Annotated in this window: 22 protein-coding genes and 1 riboswitch; of the genes, 13 read left to right on the top strand and 9 right to left on the bottom strand. The window is 64.1% G+C overall.

The genetic code is table 11. The features are described from left to right. Positions 1 to 29: 29 nt before the first annotated feature. The 6 genes from H290_RS0120610 to H290_RS0120585 all read right to left on the bottom strand — a co-directional run bounded on the left by H290_RS0120610 (position 30) and on the right by H290_RS0120585 (position 6,656). Positions 30 to 1,037: an ABC transporter substrate-binding protein gene (locus H290_RS0120610; protein WP_051122147.1), complete on the bottom strand. Its 1,008-nt coding sequence runs from the start codon at positions 1,035 to 1,037 to the stop codon at positions 30 to 32. 39 nt (positions 1,038 to 1,076) lie between these two features. Then, on the bottom strand, positions 1,077 to 1,943 hold the full coding sequence (locus H290_RS0120605; RefSeq protein ID WP_020108729.1) for an ABC transporter ATP-binding protein: 867 nt from the start codon (positions 1,941 to 1,943) through the stop codon (positions 1,077 to 1,079). Continuing rightward, positions 1,940 to 3,025, bottom strand: a complete 1,086-nt coding sequence (locus H290_RS0120600) for an iron chelate uptake ABC transporter family permease subunit (protein ID WP_020108728.1) — start codon at positions 3,023 to 3,025, stop codon at positions 1,940 to 1,942. The genes H290_RS0120605 and H290_RS0120600 overlap by 4 nt, the downstream gene beginning before the upstream one ends. Further along, complete coding sequence (locus H290_RS0120595; protein ID WP_020108727.1) at positions 3,022 to 4,095, bottom strand: iron chelate uptake ABC transporter family permease subunit; 1,074 nt, start codon at positions 4,093 to 4,095, stop codon at positions 3,022 to 3,024. The genes H290_RS0120600 and H290_RS0120595 overlap by 4 nt, the downstream gene beginning before the upstream one ends. 111 nt (positions 4,096 to 4,206) lie before the next feature. Further along, a complete protein-coding gene (locus tag H290_RS0120590; protein WP_020108726.1) occupies positions 4,207 to 5,478 on the bottom strand; it encodes a serpin family protein in 1,272 nt (423 codons plus the stop codon). Beyond that, on the bottom strand, positions 5,475 to 6,656 hold the full coding sequence (locus H290_RS0120585) for an alanine racemase (protein WP_020108725.1): 1,182 nt from the start codon (positions 6,654 to 6,656) through the stop codon (positions 5,475 to 5,477). The genes H290_RS0120590 and H290_RS0120585 overlap by 4 nt, the downstream gene beginning before the upstream one ends. 27 nt (positions 6,657 to 6,683) lie before the next feature. Here H290_RS0120585 and H290_RS0120580 point away from each other — a divergent pair, with 27 nt between their 5' ends. The 3 genes from H290_RS0120580 to H290_RS0120570 all read left to right on the top strand — a co-directional run bounded on the left by H290_RS0120580 (position 6,684) and on the right by H290_RS0120570 (position 10,823). After that, positions 6,684 to 9,971, top strand: coding sequence for an error-prone DNA polymerase (locus tag H290_RS0120580; protein ID WP_020108724.1), 3,288 nt, complete (start codon positions 6,684 to 6,686; stop codon positions 9,969 to 9,971). A 127-nt stretch (positions 9,972 to 10,098) separates the two neighbouring features. Beyond that, a complete protein-coding gene (locus H290_RS0120575) occupies positions 10,099 to 10,329 on the top strand; it encodes a DUF167 family protein (protein WP_020108723.1) in 231 nt (76 codons plus the stop codon). Positions 10,330 to 10,403: 74 nt separating this feature from the next. After that, the gene (locus H290_RS0120570; protein ID WP_020108722.1) at positions 10,404 to 10,823 is read left to right on the top strand and encodes a hypothetical protein; all 420 of its coding nucleotides are present in this window, start codon (positions 10,404 to 10,406) and stop codon (positions 10,821 to 10,823) included. 3 nt (positions 10,824 to 10,826) lie between these two features. Here H290_RS0120570 and H290_RS0120565 read toward each other — a convergent pair whose 3' ends face one another. Then, complete coding sequence (locus H290_RS0120565) at positions 10,827 to 11,291, bottom strand: tRNA (cytidine(34)-2'-O)-methyltransferase (RefSeq protein ID WP_028463461.1); 465 nt, start codon at positions 11,289 to 11,291, stop codon at positions 10,827 to 10,829. Between the two features lie 95 nt (positions 11,292 to 11,386). Here H290_RS0120565 and H290_RS0120560 point away from each other — a divergent pair, with 95 nt between their 5' ends. From H290_RS0120560 to H290_RS0120540, 5 genes are all read left to right on the top strand, one after another. Continuing rightward, positions 11,387 to 11,983: a pentapeptide repeat-containing protein gene (locus H290_RS0120560; protein ID WP_036519733.1), complete on the top strand. Its 597-nt coding sequence runs from the start codon at positions 11,387 to 11,389 to the stop codon at positions 11,981 to 11,983. Between the two features lie 5 nt (positions 11,984 to 11,988). Beyond that, positions 11,989 to 13,002 (top strand): SMP-30/gluconolactonase/LRE family protein, encoded by a 1,014-nt coding sequence (locus H290_RS0120555; protein WP_051122144.1) that lies wholly within the window; start codon positions 11,989 to 11,991, stop codon positions 13,000 to 13,002. 48 nt (positions 13,003 to 13,050) lie between these two features. Next, complete coding sequence (locus H290_RS0120550; RefSeq protein WP_196809601.1) at positions 13,051 to 13,923, top strand: bifunctional methylenetetrahydrofolate dehydrogenase/methenyltetrahydrofolate cyclohydrolase; 873 nt, start codon at positions 13,051 to 13,053, stop codon at positions 13,921 to 13,923. Positions 13,924 to 13,929: 6 nt separating this feature from the next. Further along, the gene (locus tag H290_RS0120545; RefSeq protein ID WP_051122142.1) at positions 13,930 to 14,286 is read left to right on the top strand and encodes a DUF3017 domain-containing protein; all 357 of its coding nucleotides are present in this window, start codon (positions 13,930 to 13,932) and stop codon (positions 14,284 to 14,286) included. A 175-nt stretch (positions 14,287 to 14,461) separates the two neighbouring features. Then, positions 14,462 to 15,922 (top strand): Hsp70 family protein, encoded by a 1,461-nt coding sequence (locus H290_RS0120540; protein ID WP_231373786.1) that lies wholly within the window; start codon positions 14,462 to 14,464, stop codon positions 15,920 to 15,922. 5 nt (positions 15,923 to 15,927) lie between these two features. Here the strand turns inward: H290_RS0120540 and H290_RS0120535 are convergent, their stop codons facing one another. Next, the gene (locus tag H290_RS0120535; protein WP_020108715.1) at positions 15,928 to 17,070 is read right to left on the bottom strand and encodes a homoserine O-acetyltransferase; all 1,143 of its coding nucleotides are present in this window, start codon (positions 17,068 to 17,070) and stop codon (positions 15,928 to 15,930) included. A gap of 1 nt (position 17,071) precedes the next feature. After that, complete coding sequence (locus H290_RS0120530; protein WP_020108714.1) at positions 17,072 to 18,388, bottom strand: bifunctional o-acetylhomoserine/o-acetylserine sulfhydrylase; 1,317 nt, start codon at positions 18,386 to 18,388, stop codon at positions 17,072 to 17,074. A 56-nt stretch (positions 18,389 to 18,444) separates the two neighbouring features. Continuing rightward, positions 18,445 to 18,554: riboswitch (SAM riboswitch) on the bottom strand. A gap of 256 nt (positions 18,555 to 18,810) precedes the next feature. On the opposite strand from H290_RS0120530, the gene H290_RS30355 reads away from it, so the two are divergent. From H290_RS30355 to yhjD, 5 genes are all read left to right on the top strand, one after another. Further along, positions 18,811 to 20,259 (top strand): PE-PPE domain-containing protein, encoded by a 1,449-nt coding sequence (locus H290_RS30355; RefSeq protein ID WP_081631662.1) that lies wholly within the window; start codon positions 18,811 to 18,813, stop codon positions 20,257 to 20,259. A gap of 268 nt (positions 20,260 to 20,527) precedes the next feature. After that, a complete protein-coding gene (locus H290_RS0120520; protein ID WP_020108712.1) occupies positions 20,528 to 21,745 on the top strand; it encodes an MFS transporter in 1,218 nt (405 codons plus the stop codon). Between the two features lie 11 nt (positions 21,746 to 21,756). Then, positions 21,757 to 22,563, top strand: coding sequence for an exodeoxyribonuclease III (locus H290_RS0120515; RefSeq protein WP_020108711.1), 807 nt, complete (start codon positions 21,757 to 21,759; stop codon positions 22,561 to 22,563). Positions 22,564 to 22,633: 70 nt separating this feature from the next. After that, positions 22,634 to 23,680, top strand: coding sequence for a tryptophan--tRNA ligase (gene trpS / locus H290_RS0120510; protein WP_020108710.1), 1,047 nt, complete (start codon positions 22,634 to 22,636; stop codon positions 23,678 to 23,680). 49 nt (positions 23,681 to 23,729) lie between these two features. Further along, positions 23,730 to 24,758, top strand: coding sequence for an inner membrane protein YhjD (yhjD, locus tag H290_RS0120505; protein ID WP_036519757.1), 1,029 nt, complete (start codon positions 23,730 to 23,732; stop codon positions 24,756 to 24,758). The last annotated feature ends 10 nt before the right edge of the window (positions 24,759 to 24,768 follow it).

Genomic DNA, 24,768 nt, shown 5'->3' with positions numbered 1-24,768 from the left:
CACGCTCACCAGAACCCACCACAACCGGGTCAGGCGGGGATCTTTGCCACTGATTGCTGGAGCATCGGCACAACCTGGTCGACGGCGATCGCGATGGATTGCGGGGTTCCCGCAGCCAACGCGACGTTGACCTCACTCTTCTCGTCGAGCATGATGGCCCGGCCGTCCTTGACGACACTGAGTGAATTGATCAGATTGTCCGAGGTCAGGTCGCTCATCGGTTTGGAGATCGTGGTGAAGATGGCCACCTGCGCGTTCAGCGCCGCCACCTGCTCTGCCGACACGGCCGCAAAGTACCCGCTGGGCTGCAATGCCAGCAACGGGGGATAGGCCACAAAGCCCATCTCGGCGAACACGTCGAACCGGGCATCGCCGGCCACATATGCGCCGTAGGCGTCAGCGAACTTCGCCGCGTAGACAAAGGTCTTGTCCTTGAAATCGGGGTTCGCAGTCGCGGCCGCTTCGATCTTCGCCGAGGTATCGGCCACCGCCTGGTCGGCTTCAGCCGTTTTGCCGATCGCCTCGCCGATGATCTTGGTCTGGGTGCGCCAGTCGACGGCGAAGTCAGGGGTTCCCGGCGGCGCGGTTGCAACCGGTGCGATCTCGGACAGCCGATCGAAAACCCTCTCGTCCGATGCCGCACGGACATTGAGGATCAGGTCGGGCTCGAGCAGTTCGATCTGCTCGTAGTTGTAGGTGGTGCCGGTGTTCTTGATGACGGTGGGTGAGTAGTCGCCGAACAGATCGGTCGCCCAGGACCCGACGCCCTTGTTCGACTCTCCCAGACCCTGCCAGTCATAGATGGCAATCGGCTTGACGCCCAGGGACAACGAGATCTCACCGTCCGACCAGCCCAAAGCGACAACTTTGAGTTCGTCGCCCGACTTCCGGACAACGGTGTCGGGACCGCTCGCGACCGAACCGACCACCTCGCCGTCGGATGAGGACGAATCATCCGATGATGAACACGCAGCCATCGCCGTGGTCAGCGCCACCGCAACGGTGAGCGCACCTAGAACACGCCGCACAGATCTCATATTTCGCTTGCCCTTCCATCAGGCCGGTAGGTCCCGGCGTCAGCCCAGATCATCGAGTTCGGCCCTCAAATTGGCCGTGTCGCCTTGCACTTCAGCCGTCAGTACGGCTCCGTTCGCCAATGGGATGACCATCGGGGTCTGGGTTTCGGGATCGTTGATCACCCGGGACCGGACCCCGAAGACGGATTCGACGATCTCCTCGGTGACAACTTCGGCCGGCGGACCTTCGGCGACGACCACCCCGCTGCGCATGGCGATCAGGTGGGTCGCGTACCGCGCTGCCTGGTTGAGGTCATGTAGGACCGCCACGAGGGTGGACCCCTCTTTGTTCAGTCGAGCGCACAGTTCGAGGATCTCGAGCTGGTGCGCCAGATCGAGATACGTGGTGGGCTCGTCGAGCAGCAGAATGGGTGTTTCCTGGGCGAGCGCCATGGCAATCCACACCCGTTGCCGCTGACCACCGGACAGAGCGGCGACCGGGCGGGTGGACAGATCCATCAACCGGGTGGCCGCGAGGGCCCGGCGAACCGCGTTCTCGTCGGCATCCGTCCACTGCTTGAACATCTTCTGGTACGGAAAGCGGCCTCGTGAGACGAGGTCGACGACGTTGATACCTTCTGGAGCCAACGATTGCTGGGGCAGCAGTCCGACCTCGCGGGCGAACTCTTTGCCGTTGAACCCGTGAACGTCCTTGCCGTCGAGCAGCACAGTGCCACCACTGGGTTTGAGTAGCCGCGACAGTGCGCGCAACAGTGTGGATTTTCCACACGCATTGGGGCCGACGATCACGGTGAACGATCCGTCCGGAATGGTGATGTCGAGATCGGGGATGATGATGTTCTTGTCGTAACCGATGTCGAGTGACTCGCCGGTGAGGCGGCCGGTATAGGTCGGTGATTCGGTCACGAGCCTGCCTTTCGGGACTGGACGATGAGTAGACCGAGCAGATACACACCACCGAGTGCGGTCGTCACCACACCGACCGGGAGCTGGACCGGAGCCAGCAGGGTGCGGGCGATCGCATCACTGATCACCAGCAGGGTGGCCCCCACCGCGGCGCCGGTCACCAGCGGAATACCGGGGCTGCGCGTGATCCGCATGGCAACCTGCGGCGCGATGAGCGCAATGAAGGCGATCGGTCCGGCAACCGCGGTGACCACAGCTATCAGGCCCACACCGATGATCATCAGATACACCTGGACGCGTTCGGTGTGAACTCCCTTGCTCTGGGCCGAATCCTGGCCGAGTTCGAACATCCGCATGTTCGGTGTGAAGTAAGTCAGGGCGGGGATGAGAATCACCAGAACGAGCACCACGGGGATGACGTCTTTGAGCCGCAGCTGTTCGAAGATGCCCTGACCCCATGCCGCGGCAGCCGCGGCATTCTCGACGCGGGCACGTACCAGCAGGTATCCGTTGAAGGCCGTGAGCATCGCGCTGACGCCGATACCGATGACGATCAACCGATATCCCTGCACCCCACCGCGGAATGCCAGCAGATATATGACGACGCCGGTGAGCAACCCGCCGATCAGCGAACCGAAGGTCGCCCCGTTGTAGCCCAGACCGAACACCAGCATCGCCATCAGAGCCCCGGTGTTCGCCCCGGCTGTGAAGCCGATGATGTCGGGGCTACCGAGGGGGTTCCGGGTCACTGTCTGGAAGATCGCACCGCTCAGAGCCAGTGCGGCGCCACCGAACACGGCGACCAGTACTCGCGGCAACCGGCCCTCGACGATTCGGGTGACGGAAGGTGATTCGTTTCCGGCGAGTGCCCCGAACACTCGATCCAGGGGTATGTCCGAGCCTTCGGCGGATCCGAGGGTCAGCGACCAAAGGGCTACGCACACGGTGATGACTGCGAGGATCGCGGTGATCACCACGGTTCGCAGATCGATCTTGATGCTGATCTTGCCGGAGAACGGCCGCAGGAATTTGGTCCTTTTCGGCCAGATCGCGGGTTCTGGGCGTGCTGTCGTGGTGCTCATAGCTCGTTGAACTTGCTGTGGCGGGCGAGGTAGATCAGGACCGGTGCACCGATGAACGCCACGACCATCCCGACCGGTACCTCGGTCGGGGCGATGACCCGGCCGATGACGTCCGCGCCGAGGAAGAGTACTGGCGCGAAGAGCATGCTGGCCGGGATGATCCACTTCTGGTCGGGACCGACCACCGTGCGAACGGCGTGGGGAACCATCAGTCCCAGAAAGGTGATCGGACCGACCGCAGCGGTACCGGCGCCGCACAACAGCGTCATGGACACGAAGCCTGCTCCCCGCACCGAGGTCACCGGAACTCCGAGGGCCCGTGCCCGGTCATCACCGAGGGCGATGGCATTGAGGTAGGCGGTCAGCAGGAGCGCGATCACCAGTCCGACCAGGATGTACGGCCAGATCGTGTCGAGAATCGAGTCGGTCTGATCCTTCTGTAGTGAGCCGACCTGCCAGTTGCGGATGTTGTCAAAGGCCTTGGGGTCGACCATGGTGATGCCGAAGGCGACGCCTTGGAATACGCAACTCACCGCGACACCGGTCAGAACGAGTTTGGCCGGGCTGGCACCACCGCGTCCCCGGGAACCGACGAAGTAGACCAGGATCGAGGCCGCGAAGGCGCCGAGCATGGCGAACAAGACGTTGCCCGAGATGGACGTGGCGCCGAACACCGCGAAACCCACGACCATCACGAAATACGCGCCTGCGTTGACACCGAGGATGCCGGGGTCGGCCAGCGGATTTCTGGTCAGCGCCTGGATGAGCGCTCCGGCGACACCGAGCGCGGCGCCCACGAGGACGCCGAGCAGTGTTCGGGGGATTCGATTCGAAAGAATGATCTCGGCATTGGTGCTGCCGTCCCTGCCGTGCAGGATCGCCTGCCACACATCTGAAACCGGAATGTCGCCGCTACCGATGAACACGCTCAGGAACATCACCACGACGAGTAACCCGGCCATGACCACGAGTGCGAGAACGCGCTTGCCGTTCTGGATCAACCCCTCGTGCGGCTTTGTGGTGGTCGGAGGTGCCAACGTCTGAACCATGTCGGCGACCTCGACTTTCACGCGTGTTCACGATGCTCGACTCCGGGAAAGGCCCCCGGGCGTTTGGGTAGCCTAACATTCACAAAAGTCGAAAGGGCGAGACCAGGCGAGTCGCAGAAGCGGGTGGGACTGCTAGCCGTTGTCGGGTCGTGCCACGATTCCCAGGAACAACGGCAGGCCGGTTGCGGTGTCCACGATCTGGAACACGAACGGCCGGTCGGCAATGAAGGTATCGGCCGGTTCGGGCGGGAGCGAAGTCACGCCGATGTCGACCTGTGTGGCCGAGGCGGCGACCGTGCCTTTCTCGCCGACTGTGATCGAACTGTTCTGCGCGACAGCGGTTACCACCAACTGATCGCTGATCGCGGTGAGATCGGCGGCATCGGTGAACAGGTCGTGGACGCCACGGCCTTCGAGGGTGGACTTGAGATCAACCTGACCGGTGATGTCCCAGCGGGGCAGACTCACCTCGACTGACGACTCGGGACCGGCCCGCAGCGCACTGTTCGCATCGGCCAGTGCCGTTCCGTTCAGCAAGGCGTCAGGGTCAGATCCGTTGTCGGGCAGCAGGATCTGCATCGCCAGACTCTGCGAGTACGGAAGTTGTACCGCGGTCCAGCCGGCGCCTCGCCGCAGCGGTACATCCAAGGTCTTGTGCATGGTGTCGACCTCCGCCACCGAGCCGTCGCCGGTGGTGAAATCTGCGGGGGAGGTGGACTCGGGCGAAAAAGGCTGCTGCCAGGCAGCGGCGAGGAAGACGGTGGAGAGCACACTGATCACGGTGTCGGTGCTGTACTCGGTCGGCGCCTGCGAGATCTCTCCGCCGGTGTTCACCGAAATCCATTTGTTGAGAGCTGATTCGGTCTCGGGCACCGAGAAGTCGACCGGGTAGATGCCGGTACCGAAGCTGCGTGCGAGTACCTCGAGGTAGTCGTCACCGACCGTGAGGGAGTCGTCGATGAAGATCCCTGATGCCTGGTGAAAGACCGGCGGCGACGGTGGGTTCTTCAGGTCCACACCACCGGGATCACCCGAGACCTGATCGAGTTGACCGATCAGCGCTGCCACGGCGTCGGTATCGGCGACGCCCAGGACGGAATCGAGTTCGGCCGCAGTGTTGCCGCCGGCGCCGGCCCGCAGCATCTGCAGCGTGAGCATCGCTCCCCAGGGGGACACCACCTGATTGGCGGCGGGCTTCGCACTGCGGATCATGTCGATCCCCAGGTCGCTGGTGTACCCGACCAGTGCGGTGGCCGCATCGCGGACCTCATCGATGCCGATCTCCTCGAACTCGACGTCAGAGGCGGTGGCCAATTCCACTGTCAGGTCTGCTGGTTCGTCCGATGCGCACGCGGACATGCCCAGCATCAGGACGGCCAGGGCCGCGGCTCCGAGGTTCTTCATGTGTTGGCTCCGCGGGCGGTGACGGGCCAGTGCGTGAGGACGTCATCGGCACCGACCACAACGAGGTCATCGGCGAGATTGACTGCCGTGCACACATGATTGGGGGCGATCCGGACCCGTTCGCCGGCCACCGGATGGCGCGATGCGTTCGAGAAGTCGATGGTCGCGTGATGTTCGGAGAGTGCGGTGATGCGCGCCCCGGGTTCGTCGGGAAGCCGGCCACCACCGCTGATCCAGGCCGGCTGGTCCGCGCCGAGTACCTTGCTCCCGACGTCGACAACGGCTTTTGCCCCGTTGCTGTGCACCACGGTGCCGATTGCCGTCAATGCCACATCGGCCATGGTAGCGACCCCGAGTTCGACCTGCCCCGCGTCGTTGAACACATAGACACCCGGCCGGATCTCGGTGAGGACGGTGGAGTCGGTGTTGCCGGCCGACGGTGTGGAGCCGCCGCTGCAGATCACCGGGGTGATCTGGTGGCTGCGCAGGGATTCGGCGGCGACGGCGAGGGCGTGCGATTCCTGTCCGGCGGCGTCGGATGGGCCGTCCGGGCGGTAGCTGTGCCCGGGAAAGGTGAAGACGCCGAGCACCTCCAGTCCGGCGGTTTTGGCCGCGGCTCCCAGATCGCCCGCCAGTTCCGGGGCGATCCCGGTGCGGTGGTGCCCCGAATCGACCTCGACCAGAACCGGGGCCCCGGGAAGATGGAAGGCGAGTTGCTCGGCGCCGGCGACCGAATCGATCGCGAGCAGGACATGCGCCCGCGCCATCACCGCACGCAATCGCGCCGCCTTGTTCTCGGTCATCCACAGGGGATAGGCGATGAACAGATCTGAGAATCCGCCGCCGGCAAAGGCTTCCGCTTCCGCGATGGTGGCGACAGTCAGTCCCGTTGCGCCGCCATCCAGTTGGCGTTGTCCCAGGATGAGGGACTTGTGTGTTTTGGCGTGTGGACGCAACCGGAGTCCGGACGTGGCGGCGAAGGCGGACATGCGAGCGATGTTCGCGTCGAGAACCTGTTCGTCGACAGCCAGGAATGGGGTGTCGAGCGCCGAGGTGGCAGCCAGGATCCGCCCGCCACGTCCTGGTTGCCCGGTATTGGGTTCCGTCATGTGAGGCAACAATGCCAGAGTCGGTGTGGCGGCATGGATGCCGTCGAGAGCAACAGGGTCGCTTGTCATTCGAAACTGTGTTCGATACCATGCGCTATGGGCTGGCACAATGGCCCTCCGACCTGGTCGGAGATGGAGCGCGTACTGTCCGGTCGACCGTCAAACGGTGGCCGGTCCGGTGAGACCTTTGCCGGTGACGGCAGTGACAGTCCGGCATGGTCGCGCAAGCGCGAACCGTATGAGGCCGGGCCTCTTCGCAGAGGTGTCTCCGACACCCGATACGCCGAATTGCATGCCCATTCCTCGTACAGCTTTCTCGACGGTGCCAGCAGTCCCGAGGAGATGGCCGAAGAGGCCTACCGGCTGGGGCTCGAGGCGCTGGCGATCACCGATCACAACGGCTTCTACGGGGTGGTGCGGTTTGCCGAGGCTGCTCTGGAATGGGAACTGCCCACCATCTTCGGATCCGAATTGTCGCTGGAACACGACTCATCCCGAACCGGGGTCGCCGACCCGGCCGGTTCTCATCTGCTGGTCCTGGCGCGAGGGCAGGAGGGGTACCGGCGATTGTCGAGACAGCTGGCCGACGGCCACATGGCAGCCGGGGAGAAGGGGCTGTTGCGTTTTGACATCGACACGTTGGCACAGGCGGCGCAAGGACATTGGCTGATCCTGACCGGATGCCGCAAAGGCGATGTGCGTCGCGCGCTGGACACGGGTGGTCCGTCGGCTGCCGAGAAGGCGCTGCGTGATCTGCTGGACAAGTTCGGCCACGGCAACGTGGTGATGGAGTTGACCGCTCAAGGCGTTGCCGAAGACGACGAGCGGAATGCGATGCTGGCGCAGATCGCCCACCGCAATCGGGTTCAGACGGTGGCGACGACGGGTGCGCACTTTTCGGCGCCACATCGCCGGCGTCTGGCGATGGCGATGGCCGCGGTGCGGGCGCGGCGCAGTCTCGATGAGATGGACGGCTGGCTCGGTCCACTCGGCGGCGCGCATCTGCGTAGCGGGGATGAGATGGCCCGGTTGCTCGCGGCGCATCCCGAATCCATCGACAACGCCGTCATGCTGGCCAAGGATCTGGCATTCGGGCTGCACCTGATCGCACCGCAATTGCCGCCTTTCGACGTGCCGCAGGGCCATACCGAGAGTTCGTGGCTCCGTGAGCTCACGGCCCGTGGGGCCGTGGAGCGTTATGGCACCCCGAAGAGTCATCCCAAGGCGTATCAGCAGATCGAACATGAGCTGAATGTGATTGATTCACTGGGATTTCCGGGTTATTTCCTGGTGGTACACGACATCGTCTCGTTCTGCCGTGCCAATGACATCCTGTGCCAGGGGCGGGGAAGTGCCGCCAACTCCGCGGTGTGTTACGCGCTCGGGATCACCGCCGTGGACGCGGTGGGCAACGGGTTGCTGTTCGAGCGGTTCCTGTCCCCGGCCCGGGACGGCCCACCGGACATCGATGTCGACATCGAATCGGATCGGCGCGAAGAGGCCATCCAGTACGTCTACCGGCGCTACGGCCGGCAGAACGCGGCGCAGGTCGCCAACGTGATCACCTATCGCGGTAAGTCGTCGGTGCGCGACATGGCCCGCGCCCTCGGATATTCGGTGGGTCAGCAGGATGCCTGGAGCAAACAGGTGCATCGGTATGGCGCCGCGCAATCCACCGAGACCGACATCCCCGACGACGTGCTCGATCTGGCCGGGCAGATCAATGGCATGCCGCGGCACCTCGGTATCCATTCCGGTGGCATGGTCATCTGTGACCGGCCGATCGCCGATGTGTGTCCCACCGAATGGGCACGGATGCCGGGTCGCAGTGTGCTGCAGTGGGACAAAGACGATTGCGCCGCAATCGGTTTGGTGAAGTTCGATCTGCTGGGTCTGGGTATGCTCTCGGCCATCCACTACGCCATCGACTTCCTGGCGGAGCACAGAGACATCCACGTCGACCTGGCAAAGATCGACCTCACCGAACAGGCGGTGTACGACATGCTCTGTCGCGCCGACACCGTCGGTGTGTTCCAGGTGGAGTCGCGGGCGCAGATGGCAACACTGCCCCGGCTCAAACCCCGCAAGTTCTACGACCTGGTGGTGGAGGTCGCGTTGATCCGGCCGGGGCCGATCCAGGGTGGCTCGGTGCATCCCTACATTCGTCGTCGTAACAAGCTGGAAGCGCCGACCTGCGAGCATCCGTCGATGGAGGCGGCACTCGAACGGACGCTCGGGGTTCCGCTGTTCCAGGAGCAACTCATGCAACTGGCGACCGATGTCGCCGGCTTCAGTGCCGCAGAGGCCGACCAGTTGCGTCGGGCGATGGGATCCAAGCGGTCACCGGAGAAGATGGACCGTCTGCGCGGCCGGTTCTATCAGGGCATGAAAGACCTGCACGGCATCACCGGGGAGATGGCCGATCGTATCTTCGAGAAGATGGCTGCCTTTGCCAATTTCGGTTTCCCCGAGAGTCATTCGCAGAGTTTTGCCTCCCTGGTCTTCTATTCGTCGTGGCTCAAGCTGCATCATCCGGCCGCCTTCTGTGCTGCGCTGCTCAAAGCCCAGCCGATGGGTTTCTACTCGCCGCAGTCACTGGTTGCCGATGCCCGCAGGCATGGGGTCGCGGTGCACAAGCCGGATATCAATGTTTCGCAGCCCTATGCGGATCTGGAGAACAACGGACTCGATGTCCGGCTCGGTCTGGGGGCGGTACGCAACATCGGCATCGACCTGGCCGAGCAGATCGTGGCCCAGCGGGAGGCCGGAGGACCGTTCAAGGGAGCTGCGGATCTGTCCCGTCGGTGTGAGGTGAGCACCAGGCAGTTGGAGTCGCTGGCCACGGCAGGGGCGCTGGAGTGTTTTGGAACCAGTCGCCGTCAGGCACTGTGGGATGCCGGGGCGGCTGCCCAGGAGAAGTCGGATCGGCTGGCTCTGCACGAGGTCAACGGATCACCCGCGCTGCCGGGTATGAGCGATGTGGAGATGGCCGCCTCGGATGTGTGGGCCACCGGCGTCAGCCCGGGTAGCTATCCGACCGAGTTCATCCGGCCTCAGCTGAAAGAGCTGGGGGTGGTCGCGGCGGTTGACCTGTTGTCGGTGCCCGACGGTTCCCGGGTACTGGTCGGGGGAGCGGTGACCCACCGGCAACGCCCGGCCACTGCATCCGGTGTCACCTTCGTGAACCTCGAAGACGAAACCGGCATGGTCAACGTGGTCTGCTCGGTGGGTTTGTGGGCCAAATACCGCAAACTCGCACAGTCGTCGCCGGCGTTGCTGATCCGTGGCCGGGTCCAGAACGCCGAAGGTGCGGTCACCGTGGTGGCAGAACGTATGCAGCGCATGGACCTCCGTGTTGCCACCAGATCCCGCGACTGGGCCTGATCCACCGCCGCCGACCGTGCCCACCCACCCGCCGCCGACCGTGCCCACCCACCCGCCGTCGAGCGTGCCGATAGAACCGCCGACCGTGCCGAACCAGCCGCCGAGTGGGCCGTAATAACCTGAAGCGGTGGATGAGCAGGTGGTGGTCACGGTGAAGCCGAACAGTCGTAAAGGACCATTGATCGAAATGGACGACGCCGGCGCACTCACGGTGTTCGTTCGGGAACCGGCCACCGAGGGTAAGGCGAACGCGGCTGTTGCGGCATTGCTGGCCAAGCATTTTGGGATCGCGAAGAGCCGTGTGACGTTGACCGCCGGTGCGACCTCACGAATCAAACGATTCCGGATCGACGAGTAGGTCGATCGGAGCGGTGATGGTGGGTGTCGGCGTCACGGGATACCCGGAGGCCGGAAAGAGCCTAACCTCGGTATATGACCACGAGAAGCACGTATTCGAGCAATCTCGACAAGCAAGCGTCGGGCGACGACCAGGCGAACGCAAAGCGGGTCATTGACACCCATATCAAGGATCTCTGGGAATTGGAGGACGGCTGGAAAGGGGCTGGTTCGCTGGCGCCGACGGCCCCGGCCAAAGCGTTCTTCGAGTTGTACTGGGACGGCCTGAGCAGCTCGTACTGGACCGAGTCCACACCATCTGCCACGGCGGCCGGTGGTTTGAGCATGCAGTGGGAACGCGACAAACGTGGTTACACCGCGGACATCCTGCCCGGCGGCGAACTGCAGCTGACGGTCACCGAGACCAACCCGGCCGACAACGCAGAACTCCTGATCGCAGAACCGACACCCGTCATGTTGCGCAAGTTCGTCATGCGGGGCCTGCCGATCGACTGAGTGTCAGACCGCGCCGGGGAATCCGTGTTGCCGCCATGCCTCGTAGATCACGATGCTGGCCGCGTTGGCCAGATTGAGGGAGCGGCGGCCGGGCAGCATCGGGATGCGGACCGTTTCGGTGATGTGCGGATCGGCCAGTACCTGGTCCGACAGTCCGGTGGGCTCCGGACCGAACAACAGCACATCGCCCGCTTCGTACTTGATGTCGGTATAAAACGTATCGGCATGGGCGGTGAAGGCGTACACCCGTTTGGGGGCGAGCGCACCCCACGCCGTCAGCAGATCGGAGTGGACACTCACCGTCGCCATGTCGTGGTAATCGAGTCCGGCCCGTTTGACCTTTGGCTCCGAGAGGTCGAATCCGAGTGGTTCGACCAGGTGGAGTTCACACCCGGTGTTGGCGGCCAATCTGATCGCGTTGCCGGTGTTGGGCGGGATACATGGTTCGTGAAAAAGCATTCTGAACACCTGTGAAGCTTGCCCCACCGGCACTGCGGACCGACTTCTGGGGGTTGAGAGGTGGAGCGTTTGGGCGCAAGGGCACCCCGGTGTAAACAGAGGGCATGACTGACGTGGCCGAGGGTGAACAGTTCGACTATGCCGATTTCTCGGGGGAGACCTGGGAGGACCGGGAGTTCGTCAACTGCAGTTTTGTCGAGGCCGATATGAGTGAATTATCCACTCGCACAGTGATTTTCACCGACTGCGACTTCACCGGTGTCAACCTGTCGTTCTCGAAACACGTCTCCAGCGCGTTCCGGAACTGCCACTTCGAACGCGCGCATCTGAACAAGACCGAGATCACCGACTGCAGTTTGCTGGGGTCGGTTATCACCAACTCCCGGGTTCGGCCGATGAAAATCGTCGACAGCGATCTGTCACTCATGTCCATCGGCGGCCTGGACCTGTCGGGTGTGGTCTTGAGCCGTTGTCGCCTGCGCGAGGCGAACCTGTCGGATTCGAATCTCACCGGCGCAGACCTCACCGGGTCCGACCTGACCGGCGTCCGAGCGATCGGGACGAAGCTGGGTCAGGCGAATCTTCGGGGTGCGAGAATTGATCCGATGCTCTGGCTGCAGGCCAAGGTCACCGATTCGCTCGTCGACCACGGCCAGGCGATGGAATTCGCGGCGGCACACGGACTCAACATCGGAGGTTGAACGCTGTGGCAAAGCCTGCGATCTCCCCGGTGCGATGGACGCCCACGCCGGCATCGACCGCAGGCTGGCCACAGGCGCAGGAACCCGAGATCTCGGTCATCGACGTCGAGTCCGATTCACCCGAGGACGTTGTTGTCGACGACCGGGGGCGGATCTGGACCGGGGCGATCGGCGGCGACATCATCTGCATCGATCCCGACTCCGGGCGGTGGCAGGCGGTCGCGACAACGGGCGGGCGACCACTGGGTCTGGAAGTCCTCGGTGCGCGCCTGTTCATCTGCGACAGTGAACGCGGCCTGCTCCAGATGAACCTCGACACCTACGCGATCGAGACGATCATCGAAGAGGCCGACGGTGTGCCGTTGACGTTTTGCTCCAACGTGATCGTCACCGAGCACACCGGCGGAATCGATCCCCGGCCGCGCGAGCTCTACGTCAGCCAGTCCACCACGCGATTCGGCTACGACCACTACAAGGCCGACATCATCGAGCATTCCGCGACGGGCCGGCTGATCCGGGTCAGGTTCGACGACGATCTCCGGCCGACGGCCACCGTTGTCATCAATGACCTGCAGTTCGCCAACGGGATCGTCGCGCACGGCGGGCTTCTGCACGTCGCCGAAACCGGTGACTATTGCGTGAGGTCGTACAGCCCGACGACGGGTGAGCAGGCGGTGACCATCGATCGGCTGCCCGGGTTCCCGGACAACGCCTCGATCAGCGCCGACGGTGAGCACATGTGGCTGGCGATGGCGGGCATGCGAAGTCGGCCGCTGGAACTTCTCGCCAAATATCCGCGGCTGCGAAAGTTGATCTGGCGCGTACCCGACCAATTCCTGCCGGAACCGGTGACCCCGCTGTGGCTGCTGAAGATCGAGTTGCCCGGCGGCCGTGTTGTTGCTGATCACCGAGTGCACATCCCGGGTTTCGGAATGAGCACCGGCGTTGTCGAAACGGGCGGCAAAGTGTGGATCTCGGGTATCGGTTCATCGAAGATCGCGTGGTTTTGGACCCGCTAGATCCATGGCTTGCACACCTCGCGGCCGCGACCTGAAATAGTGGGTGGCGTGAGTGCAGCTGTGTTGGACGGAAAAGCAACCCGTGATGAAGTTTTTGTCGATCTGAAGGTGAGGGTCGACAAGCTCCGTGCCGCCGGAATAGTTCCCGGTCTCGGCACCGTGCTGGTCGGTGAAGACCCCGGCTCACACGCCTATGTGCGTGGAAAGCACAACGATTGCGCCAAACTCGGCATCGCATCGATCCGTAAGGATCTGCCCGCCGACATCACCACCGAGCAGCTCAACGAGGTGATCGACGAGCTGAACGCCGATCCGGCCTGTACCGGGTACATCGTCCAGCTGCCGCTGCCCAAGCATCTCGACGAGAATGCGGCCCTGGAGCGGATCGATCCCGCCAAGGACGCCGACGGACTGCACCCGATCAATCTGGGGCGCCTTGTCCTCGACGGATCGGGGACCTCGTCCGACGCTCCGCTGCCGTGCACCCCGCGCGGCATCCTGCATCTGTTGCGACGGTGCGACGTGCCGATCGCCGGATCACATGTGGTCGTTGTCGGTCGCGGTGTGACGGTGGGACGTCCGATCGGGCTCCTGCTGACCCGCCGGACCGAGAACGCAACCGTCACCCTGTGTCACACCGGCACCGCAGACCTCGCTGCGGAGGTGTCGCGGGCCGACATCGTGATCGCTGCCGCGGGCGTGGCAGGCCTCATCACTGCCGACATGGTCAAGCCCGGTGCAGCCGTGGTCGACGTGGGTGTCAGTCGGACGGATGAAGGTTTGGTCGGCGACGTCGATCCCGGCGTCTGGGACGTCGCCGGGCATGTCTCACCAAACCCCGGTGGTGTGGGCCCGCTCACACGCGCCTTCCTGATGGCCAATGTCGTCGAGCGCGCCGAATCCGCATTGCCGCGGATTTGATTCGGTATGAGCAGTAGGTCGGCCGCGGGCGAGGGGGCAGCAACAAGCGCCAGTCGTGCGCGTGCCCGCCGTCTCCACCGGGTCCGGCGGTTGCGAGGTGTGCTGGTCCAGATACCTTTCGTCGCCGTGATGGCGCTGGTCGTGGTGGCCGCGATTTTCCTGATCTTCGACCGCTGGCGTCGAGGAACGTTTGTCCTCGGTTCGGCAGCGCTGCTGGCGGCGTTTCTGCGGGCGATTCTGCCGACTTCGCGTGTCGGTCTCCTCGAGGTACGTGGACGGATGTCCGACGTCTCGACGATGGTGACGTTGGGCATCGCCATCCTCTGGTTGTCGACCTCGATCGACCCTTTGGGCACAGATTGATTACAATGGTTCTCGTTGCTGCACTTTTCGGTTGACTATCGTAAAGACGAAATGTCTTGACGCCGACCGGAATCATGCGGCAGGGGGCTGTCCGGCAACGGCAGTGAGCACGTCGGGGGTGTGAATCAGACAGCAACTGGGCCCCACCGAGCCATCCGCGATCGGAATGAGGACCATGAGCACGTCACTGGGTTTGTCTGCGGGAAGTGGAATGATCCACTGTGTCCTGCTGACGACCGATGACAATGGCCGCCAGAGTTCGATCAACCGCGTCATCGACGTCGATGTCACCGATGGCTTGACCCGCGCCGGCCGTGTGAACTCAGGCATCGACCTGATGCTGGGTAACGCGCAGGACCGTGGTGGCAGGGTCGGGCCGATCGGTGTGGCCTACCGCACGGACGAGCAGGCACGTGAAATAGCTTCCCGCGGAACCGGTGCCAAACGGCAGATCCAACTGATCGCCGAAACAGAAGCTGTCGCACATCAATTGCGTTCCACCGGCGAGATCAGCCGGTTCGCCTCGGTGGTTGTCGTGGATCTCGGTGACACCGGAATGAGCATGTACACGCTTGATCCGCGGACCGGACGGACCTCAGGCCTGCAGCGGAGCCAGGCGATGTCGGGCACCGCCCTCGACGCGCTGCTCGTGCAGGAATACAGCAACAACGGTCGCCTACGCGGGCGTCGCAGGTCAGTGCTCAGCAGCTGCCGGACCGCCAAAGAAGAACTGTCCGTGAGTGTATCGACGTCACTGGTGATCGGTGGCTCGGCAGATCTCGGAACTCTCACCCGATCATCGTTCGAAAACCTTGCCCGGCCGATGGCGCAGGCAGCTGCCACAGCGGTTGCCGACTACGTGGCGGCGTCCCGGGCTGACGCGATCGTCCTCATCGGTGGCATCGCAAACATCCCGCTGGTGCGCGCTCTCATCTCAGAAGCGGTGGGTGCCGAGACGGTACTTCCGCACGGCCCGGAATCGGTTGCGGCCACCGGTGCGGCCAGGCTGGCCGCGGCGACCACCAAACTCGCCGGACTCACCTTCATCGGCGGACGGCGCAGCCGGGACTGGTTGTCTGCGGCGCCGCTCGCCATGTTCGGTGCGTTGCTCGCCGGTGCCCTGATGACCGTCTACGCGGTCGGATCGTCGCTCGCGGGCAATCCGTCGACACCGACGACGCAGTCGGCATCTCCGACGGTGCCGTCCGCCACCACGGCGGCGCCACCGCAGACCACGACCTCGCCGATCCGTTCGCAGGTCACCCTGACACCGACGCCGACCACCACAACCGGTGAGGTGGCGGTGCCGCCGACCAGTCGCGGAAAAGAGGATCTGGGCTGGGCGACAACGGAATTGCCGCCGGCGGCAGGTCCGTCGGATTCGCCGACGAGGACACTGAATCCGTCGCTGATCCCGTTCCCGTTGCCGAGTATCACATGGCCGCCCGGACTGGTGCCGCCGTCCATTCCACCGCCGGAATCGCTTGCGCCCGAACAACCTTCGACGACCGAACCTAATTCATCGCCGGACGCTCTGCCACCACCGCCGGCCTTCGCTCCACCGGCACCGTCTGATATTCCGGGTTCCGGTGACACGCAGTCGGATTCCGTGCCGACCTCGCCGCCCGCGACCTGAACCGGTCAGCCTCGGGCGAGGTCGAGAGTCTTCTTGAGAAGTTCTGAGACCGCATCGTATTCGGTGAGGAATCCGTCGTGGCCGTTGTCGGAATGCACCACCTGCAACCCGTCGACGCAGCCGGGCATGAATTCGGCCAACTCGATCTGCTGGCGCAGGGGATAGAGCCGGTCGGAGTCGATTCCGCCGATCACGACGGGCACGTGGCAACTCCGCAGTGCGGCCTCGACGCCACCGCGACCCCGTCCGACGTCGTGGTGGTTGAGGACCTCGGACAGCACCACATAGCTGCCCGGATCAAACCGATGTACAAGTTTGTCGGCCTGGTGCTCGAGGTAGCTCTGCACCGCGTAGCGGCCACCGTGCAGTGGATCCTCTTGTCCCTGAGGGAGATTCTCGAACCGCTGGTCGAGTTCGGGTTCATTTCGGTAATACATGTGCGCGATGCGGCGGGCGATACCGAGCCCCGATGTGGGAGTCCGGCCGGTACCGTGGTAATCGCCGTTCTGCCAGTTGGCATCTGCCTTGATGGCCGCGATTTGTGTTGTCTGCGTACCGATCTGGTCTGCCGAAGCACGAGCGCCGACGGCGAGGATCAGGCCGCTACGCACGCGCTCGGGGTAGCCGACCACCCATTCGAGGGCACGCGCGCCACCCATCGAGCCGCCGAGGACGGCTGCGACGGAATCGATCTGCAATGCATCGAGCAATGCCACCTCGGCGCGGACCTGGTCGAGCACGGTGATGTGCGGGAATCGTGAACCCCACACTTGCCCTTCGGAATCCAGTGATGCCGGGCCGGTCGAACCGCGGCACCCGCCGAGGACGTTGGCCGACACGACACACCATTCGTCGGTGTCGACTGCGGCGCCCGGGCCGATCAGCCCATCCCACCAACCGGGGGAGGGCTGATCGGGACCGGCGGGTCCTGTCGCATGGGAGTCGCCGGTCAGGGCATGCAGTGCCAGAACTACATTGTCGCGGGTGGGCGAGAGTGTGCCCCAGCGTTGGAACGCCAGGGTCACATTCTCGATCTGTCCACCGTTGTCCAGCGAAATCGGGCCGACCGGCACACTGGTCAGCTGCCCATCAGGCAGGGATTCCCAGTCCGGATGGGTTCGTGATGGCGTGTGCGGGTCGATGCTCACCTCACTTGGCCGCAGTGAAGCCCGAGTCGAGGTCGGCGATGATGTCGACGACGTTCTCGATACCCACCGCCAACCGGACCAGTCCGGGGGTCACGCCGGCAGCGAGCTGCTCTTCGGCGATCAGCTGGGAGTGGGTGGTCGATGCGGGGTGGATGACCAGCGACCGCACATCGCCGATGTTGGCGACATGGCTGTGCAGCGTGAGGGCGTCGACAAACCGCTTGCCGGCGTCCACCCCTCCGACGATCTCGAAGCCGATGATCGCGCCCTGACCACGCGGAGCCAATTCCTGGCCACGCTTGTACCAGCGTGAGGACTCGAGGCCGGCGTAGGCCACCGACTCCACCTGCGGGTGCTCGGACAGGTACTTGGCCACTGCCTGAGCATTCGACACGTGGCGCTCGATCCGCAGGCTGAGGGTTTCGAGGCCCTGCGCGATGAGGAACGCGTTGAACGGCGAAATGGCGGCACCGGTGTCGCGCAGCCACTGCACGCGGGCCTTGAGGGCGAAGGCCGGAGCGCCGAGATCGGCGAACACTGCGCCGTGGTAACTCGGGTCCGGGGTGGTGAAACCGGGGAACAGGTCCACACCGTCACGCTGGCCGCGCCAGTCGAAGGTGCCGCCGTCGACGATGACGCCGCCGATGGCAGTGCCATGTCCGCCAAGGTATTTCGTGGCCGAATGGACCACGATGTCGGCGCCGTGGGCCAACGGGTTGATCAGGTAAGGGGTGGCGACGGTGTTGTCGACGATCAGGGGCAGACCGGCCTCGTGGGCGACAGCAGAGATGCCGGGCAGGTCGAGGATTTCGTTGTTCGGGTTCGAGATGGTCTCGCCGAACAGCGCGCGGGTGTTGGGCTGGATTGCCGCGCGCCAGCTGTCGAGGTCCTCGGGGTCATCGACAAAGCTGACCTGGATGCCGAGCTTGGGCAGTGTGTAGTGGAAGAGGTTGTATGTGCCGCCGTAGAGACGGGGGCTCGACACCACGTGGCCACCGTTTTCGACGATGTTCAGGATCGAGTACGTCTCGGCGGCCTGGCCCGAGGCGACGAGCAGTGCTGCGACGCCGCCTTCGAGGGATGCGATGCGCTGTTCGACGGCGTCCTGGGTGGGGTTCATGATGCGGGTGTAGATGTTGCCCGGCTCGGCCAAGCCGAAAAGATTTGCGGCGTGCTCGGTGTCGCGGAACGTGTACGACGTGGTCTGGTAGATCGGAAGGGCGCGGGCGGAAGTCGCCGAATCCGGGCTCTGGCCAACATGGACCTGCTTGGTTTCAAAGCTCCAGTTGTCAGCTGGATTGACGTCTGTGTCAGACATGTAGGACTTCTCTTTCTTGGTCGGTAGGGCATCCAATTAGAGGGTCCGACCATCCGGACCCGCGCTTGCCGCGGCGAACCGCAACCTGGTCGTCACCCGGAGCACCCCACCGCGGATGGAGGGTTGCCGGTCAGCTAGCCGGGGCTTGTCGCTGACACTCAGGACCTGGCCAAAAGGATATAACACGCGTCGGAGCCGCTGAGAACCCTCTCGCGCACCTCAATTGCTCCCCGTTTCCGGGCCGATGGATCGCGTATCGTCCTTGCACCGAAACCCCGGGCCCTGGGGTTCCGTTTTCGGGATTCACATGTTCGGAGGATATCTGAGAACAGGTGTTGTCTTTTACGATTGCTTCTCGGGAGTAGCGACCATTCTTTCGAAGCTCTCGGCTCTTCGCGTCAGATAATCCAGGGGGTTCGGAAATGGGTTCGCATACGAAGCGGGCTCGCGCCCGGGACCGATCTGCGGCCCGGCGTCGTGCGATGGCCGCTACGGCAACTGTGGCGGTGACCCTGCCTGTTCTGGGATTCCTGGCTCAGCCGGCTGGTGCAGCGGAGGATTCGGTCGACTGCGCGAAGGGGCGCGTGTTCGTCGTGCCCGGAACCGCGGATCCCAACTCCATCCACACAGCGGGACTGGAGACTCGCTACGGAACCGAAGGCAAGGACTACCGCATCGAGATCATCGACTATCCAGGTGTCCTGTGGCCTCTCGGTGGGACGTCCTACGACCAAAGCGTTGAATTGGGTATAGAGAACCTCGAGACCGCGGTGGCGGTCTATCACGAGGCTTGTCCAGACCAGCCTGTCGTGATCGTCGGCTATTCCCAGGGCGCCCGCATCGCCGGCGATGTGTTGTCCGAGATCGGCCGCGGCGAGAGCCCTGTATCGATCGACCCGACTCAGGTGACCGGTGAGTTGTACTCAGATCCTCGTCGTACGGGGGATGCCGAAGGCCGCGGGGTCGAACTGATCCTTCCGGCCGTGATCCCCGGCATCACGATGAATGGTGCACGCGAGGGTTTCGGTGCCGCGAAAGTCACGCAGTTCTGCGTCGAAGGCGATCCGATCTGCGATCTCCAGGACCCGTTGCACTACCCGCTCCGCGCCGTCGACGGCTTGCTCGGCTACTTCGTCAAACATCTGACCTATGACGATGACATCTCCAAGGGGCCCGACGCCAGCGAGAACTCGCCGCGTGACGTACTCATCCCGTCCGATCCCGCGATCGGGGTCATCCTCGAGAGCCTCGGATTGCCGTTCCGATACATCGCAGTCGACAACCCTCTGCAGTTTCCAGACCTCGCAGTCCTTCGTCCGCTCTTCCATGCCGTGAATCAGTTCCTTCCACCGCTGCCGTACCTCGGGCATGGCGCGTACCTTCCTGACCTATGGGTCCTTCGCGACGCACTGTCGGGAAGTCCGGCTGCCTGGCAGGCCATCGGCGACAGCACGATCAGCATCTTGCGGTACCCGGAGAACTTCGTCCGCGATTGGATCGCGGAGATCGATCGGCAACTCGACCAGCTCGACGGCGCCCGCCTCGGGATCGTACCGGCGCCGACGGTGGCGAATGCGACGCAGCGGACCACGGATTCAGCGGCCTCCGAGTCGGTGTGGATCGAGCCGCATGACCTGACGCCGACCACCCGGCCTGAGGCGGAACCTGCGGAGACCACGCCGGCCCCGACCGAGCCGGCCCCGAGTGTCGAAGCCCGGGATGCCGAGCCCGCGAACACCCCATCTCCGTCCCCCGATCCCGCCTCGGTCGAGCGGTCCGGTGGCGGCGCCGAGCAGGACGTTGATCCGGTGGCTGAAGACGAGCCATTCGGCGATGTGGATGCGGCCACAGAGGACCCCGCTGCGGCCTGACGCGGTTGCATCACGGCTCTCGGCACCATCGTGGAGGTCGCAATCTTCGTCCCCTCGAGCAGGGTCGGAGGGAAATGTTCCCTCGGAGGTACCTGCGAGGGATGAAAGTGGACGGTCGCCCTTAGCCCTGATGGGTAGATTCGAGATTCCCGGGCTGTGGGTCAGTTCACGTCCGTTTCCGGAATGACCCGGGACTGCCTAGGGTTGGCACCGTAGTCACGTTGGCAATGTCGCCGTCGCACCCCGATCACGCCCGAGAGGTTCAATCATGTCTGCGCTCAGCACTGTCGTCCCCGAAGTCTCGGGGCCGATGCGTGGCAGTAGACGCACGGTCATCCTGGCGTTGTCGCTGGGGGCGTTCGGTATCGGTACGACCGAGTTCGTCGCGATGGGACTGCTGCCGTACATCGCCGGTTCGCTGGGGACCAGTGAGCCGACGGCCGGGCACGTGATCTCGGCCTACGCGCTCGGCGTTGTGGTGGGTGCTCCGATGATTGCCGCCCTCACCGCCCGAATGTCGCGGCGCACGTTGCTGATTGCACTGATGGTCGCGTTCACCGTGGGCAACGCCGCCACCGTGCTCGCCCAGAACTACGGCACATTGATGGCCGCCCGGTTCGTCGCCGGACTGCCGCACGGCGCCTACTTCGGCGTGGCCGCCCTCGTTGCCGCGCATCTGGCGGGTCCCGAATCGCGGGCAAAAGCGGTGGGGCAGGTGATGGTCGGCCTGAGCGTCGCCAATGTCGTCGGGGTACCGGTGGCGACCTGGCTCGGTAGTGCGCTCGGCTGGCGGTCGGCGTTTGTGGTCGTGGTGGTGATCGGGCTGCTGACGATTGTGGCCCTGTACATGTTCTTGCCGGCACTGTCCGATATGAAGATCACCAATCCGATGACCGAACTCGGGGCGCTGAAACGTCCGCAGGTCTGGTTTGCACTCCTCATCGGCATCGTCGGATTCGGCGGCATGTTCGCCTTTTACACCTACATCAGCACCGCATTGACCAGCGTGTCCGGTGTACCCGAATCGTTTGTCCCGTTCGCCCTGATGCTGTTCGGCCTGGGCATGGTGGCCGGCAACATCCTCGGCGGAGCTCTCGCCGATCGTGGCGTGGTGAGGGCGATATTCATCTGTCTCGTCGCCATCATGGTGGTACTGATCGCGTTCGCATTGCTGGCGGCCAACCCATGGGCAGCGCTGATCCTGACCTTCTTCATCGGGTTGACCGGGGTCGCGTTGACGCCCGCATTGCAGATCCGCCTGATGGATGTCGCCGAGGATGCGCAGACCCTGGCCGCGGCGCTGAACCACTCGGCCCTCAACGTCGCGAACGCGAGTGGGGCGTGGATGGGCGGGCTCGTGATCGCGGCCGGCTACGGGTACCGGGCGCCGTCGTTGCTCGGTGCGGGGCTGGCGCTCGCCGGACTCGCCGTGCTCGGGCTGGCCGTGCTCTATGCCCGCAGATCCACTGTCGCAGGGCGCACGTAGGCTCGCCCGACGTGACCACAATCGTGACGACGATCAACGTGAACGGCATTCGCGCAGCGGTGAAACACCGCTCCGAACGCAACCTGGGTCTGATCCCGTGGCTGCGGGATACCAACTCGGACCACGTGCTGATGCAGGAGACGCGGGCGAGCGAAGATCAAGTGGCCGAGGCATTGGCCCCGATTCTCGACGACGGCTGGTTCCTGAGCCTCAACGAGTCGTCGGTCAAGGGGCACGCGGGCGTGGCGATCCTGTCGCGCAGCCAACCGGACAAGGTGCGAGTCGGTTTCGGCAGCAGCGAATTCGACGACACCGGGCGCTACATCGAAGCCGATTTCGGCTCTCTGACCGTGGCGAGCCTGTATCTGCCCAAAGGCGCCGCCGACGGCGACAAACGCGACGCGAAGTTCCGCTTCCTCGACGAGTTCGGTGAGCACTTGGCCACTCTCGGCCGAAAACGCCGGGGTGTGGTGGTCGGCGGCGACTGGAACATCGCGCCCACCGCCCTGGATCTGAAGAACGCCAAGGGCAATGTGAAGAGCCCCGGCTTCCTGCCGGAGGAACGCGCCTGGGTGGCCGGGGTCCTCGACTCCGGATGGCGTGATGTCGCCCGGGATCTCGCCGGTGAGGTCGCCGGGCCGTACAGCTGGTGGAGCTGGCGGGGCAAGGCATTCGACAACGATTCCGGCTGGCGGATCGACTATCAGCTCGCGAACAAGGCGATGGCCGCGACTGCGACGAAGTCCTGGGTCGATCGCGCCGGAGCCTACGATCTGCGGTGGTCAGACCACGCGCCGGTCACCGTCGAGTACGCCTGAGGATCGAGTGCGCCGGGTACCGGGTGCGGTGCGATGAAATGCGGTGGCGGGCGGATGAGAGAATTCGAACGTGAGTGAATCGGCAACCGAAACCAAGCCCGCCCGGCGCAAGAGAGTCCTGTCGGGTATCCAGCCCACCAGCGACTCGTTCCATCTGGGGAACTATCTGGGTGCGGTCCAGCAGTGGGTGACGTTGCAGGATGAGTTCGAGCAGGCGTTCTACTTCATCCCGGACATGCATGCGATCACCACCGCGCACGACCCCAAGGCCCTCCGGGATCGTTCGCGCCGCAGCGTCGCCCAATTGCTGGCGCTGGGTGTCGATCCGGCCCGCTCGACCATCTACCTGCAGTCACACGTACCGCAGATCGCTCAATTGACCTGGGTGCTCTCGTGTATCACCGGTTTCGGTGAGGCCAGCCGGATGACGCAGTTCAAGGACAAGTCGGCCAAGCAGGGTGCGGATCAATCGAGCGTCGGGTTGTTCACCTACCCGATCCTGATGGCCGCCGACATCCTGACGTTCCAGGTCGATCAGGTCCCGGTCGGCGAAGATCAGCGCCAGCATCTCGAGCTGACCCGTAATCTGGCCCAGCGCTTCAACTCTCGCTTCGGCAAGACATTCATCGTTCCGGAGGCCTACATCGTCGCCGAGACCGCGAAGATCTACGACCTGCAGAACCCGTCGGCGAAGATGAGCAAGTCGGCGGAGTCCGATGCCGGTCTGATCAACCTGCTCGACGAACCGAAACGGTCGGCGAAGAAGCTTCGTTCGGCGGTCACCGACAACGGTCGCGAGATCGTTTTCGACCGCGAGAACAAACCCGGTGTCAGCAATCTGCTGACCATCCAGTCCGCGTTGACCGGTAAGTCGGTGGACGACATCGTCGCCGGCTATGACGGTCAGGGCTACGGACAGCTCAAGGTCGACACCGCCGAGGCGCTCAGTGAGTTCGTCATCCCGTTGCGGGCCCGTTTCGACGAACTGATGACGGATCCGGCGCAGCTCGACCAGATTCTGGCCGCGGGCGCGCAGAAGGCTCGTGAAGTGGCCGCACGAACCCTGGCAACTGTCTATGACAAGGTGGGATTTGTAGCTCCTGTACCGCTCGACTGAACACCGAACGGGGAACCAGATGTCACAAGCCGGCGGGCGCGAGAACCGTATGCCTGATGGTGTGGACAAGCCGTCGTTTCTCGAGAAGCAGCGGGTCCGGTATCGGTGGTTTGACCACATCATGGAAGCTGCGACGCGATATCAGGGTTCCAAAGGCGACTATTTTGCCGCCGGGACGACGTACTTCAGTGTCTTTGCGCTGTTCCCGCTGTTGATGATCGGGTTCGCCGCGGCCGGCTTCGTGTTCGCCAACAACCCGGAGCTGCTCGACAAGGCGCAGGACAAGATCGCAGACTCGGTCGACGGCAGCATGGGGAAAGAGCTCACCGACCTGATGGACCAGGCCATCGCGTCCCGCGCCACGATCGGGGTCCTCGGTCTCCTGATCGCCCTCTATGCCGGACTCGGGTGGATGGCCAATCTCCGGATGGCGCTCACCGTCCAATGGGGGCCGGAACCGGAAAAGGCCGGCGTGGTGAAAACCAAGCTCGCCGACCTCGGCGCGCTCCTCGGGCTGTTCCTGGCCATGCTCGTCACCTTCTCGCTGTCGGCGTTGTCCAGCAGCAGCTTTGCTCATCAGGTCCTGGAGTGGCTGCACGCCGACGATCTCCCCGGTGTGTCGTGGGCGCTGCGCGGCGTATCCCTCGTGCTCTCGATCATTGCGTCGTGGCTCCTGTTCACCTGGGTGATCGCCAAACTGCCGCGAGTGGCGCTACCCCTGCGCAACGCGTGGAAGGCCGGTTTGCTCACCGCGGTGGCGTTCGAGATCTTCAAACAGGTCGGGAACATCTACCTGCAGGCAGTCGTGAACGGTCCCGCGGGTGCCACATTCGGTCCGATCCTGGGCATCATGGTCTTCGCCTACATCACCACCCGGATCGTCCTGTTCGCCACCGCTTGGGCGGCCACCGATCCGCGCAACCGCAAGTACGAGGCCACACCGGTTCCGGATCGGGTGGTCATCAGCCCGCGCGTCGAGGTCCGCGACGGACTGTCCGGGCGCGGAGCCGCCGCGGCCGTCGGTGCCGGTGTGGTTGCGGCATTGGGCATTTCGGCGGCCGCGCGACGCAAACGCTGACGTGAACCCG

It is taken from the genome of Nocardia sp. 348MFTsu5.1 (assembly GCF_000383535.1).
Classification (GTDB): domain Bacteria; phylum Actinomycetota; class Actinomycetes; order Mycobacteriales; family Mycobacteriaceae; genus Williamsia; species Williamsia faeni.
This window is presented reverse-complemented; position numbering and strand designations above follow the sequence as displayed.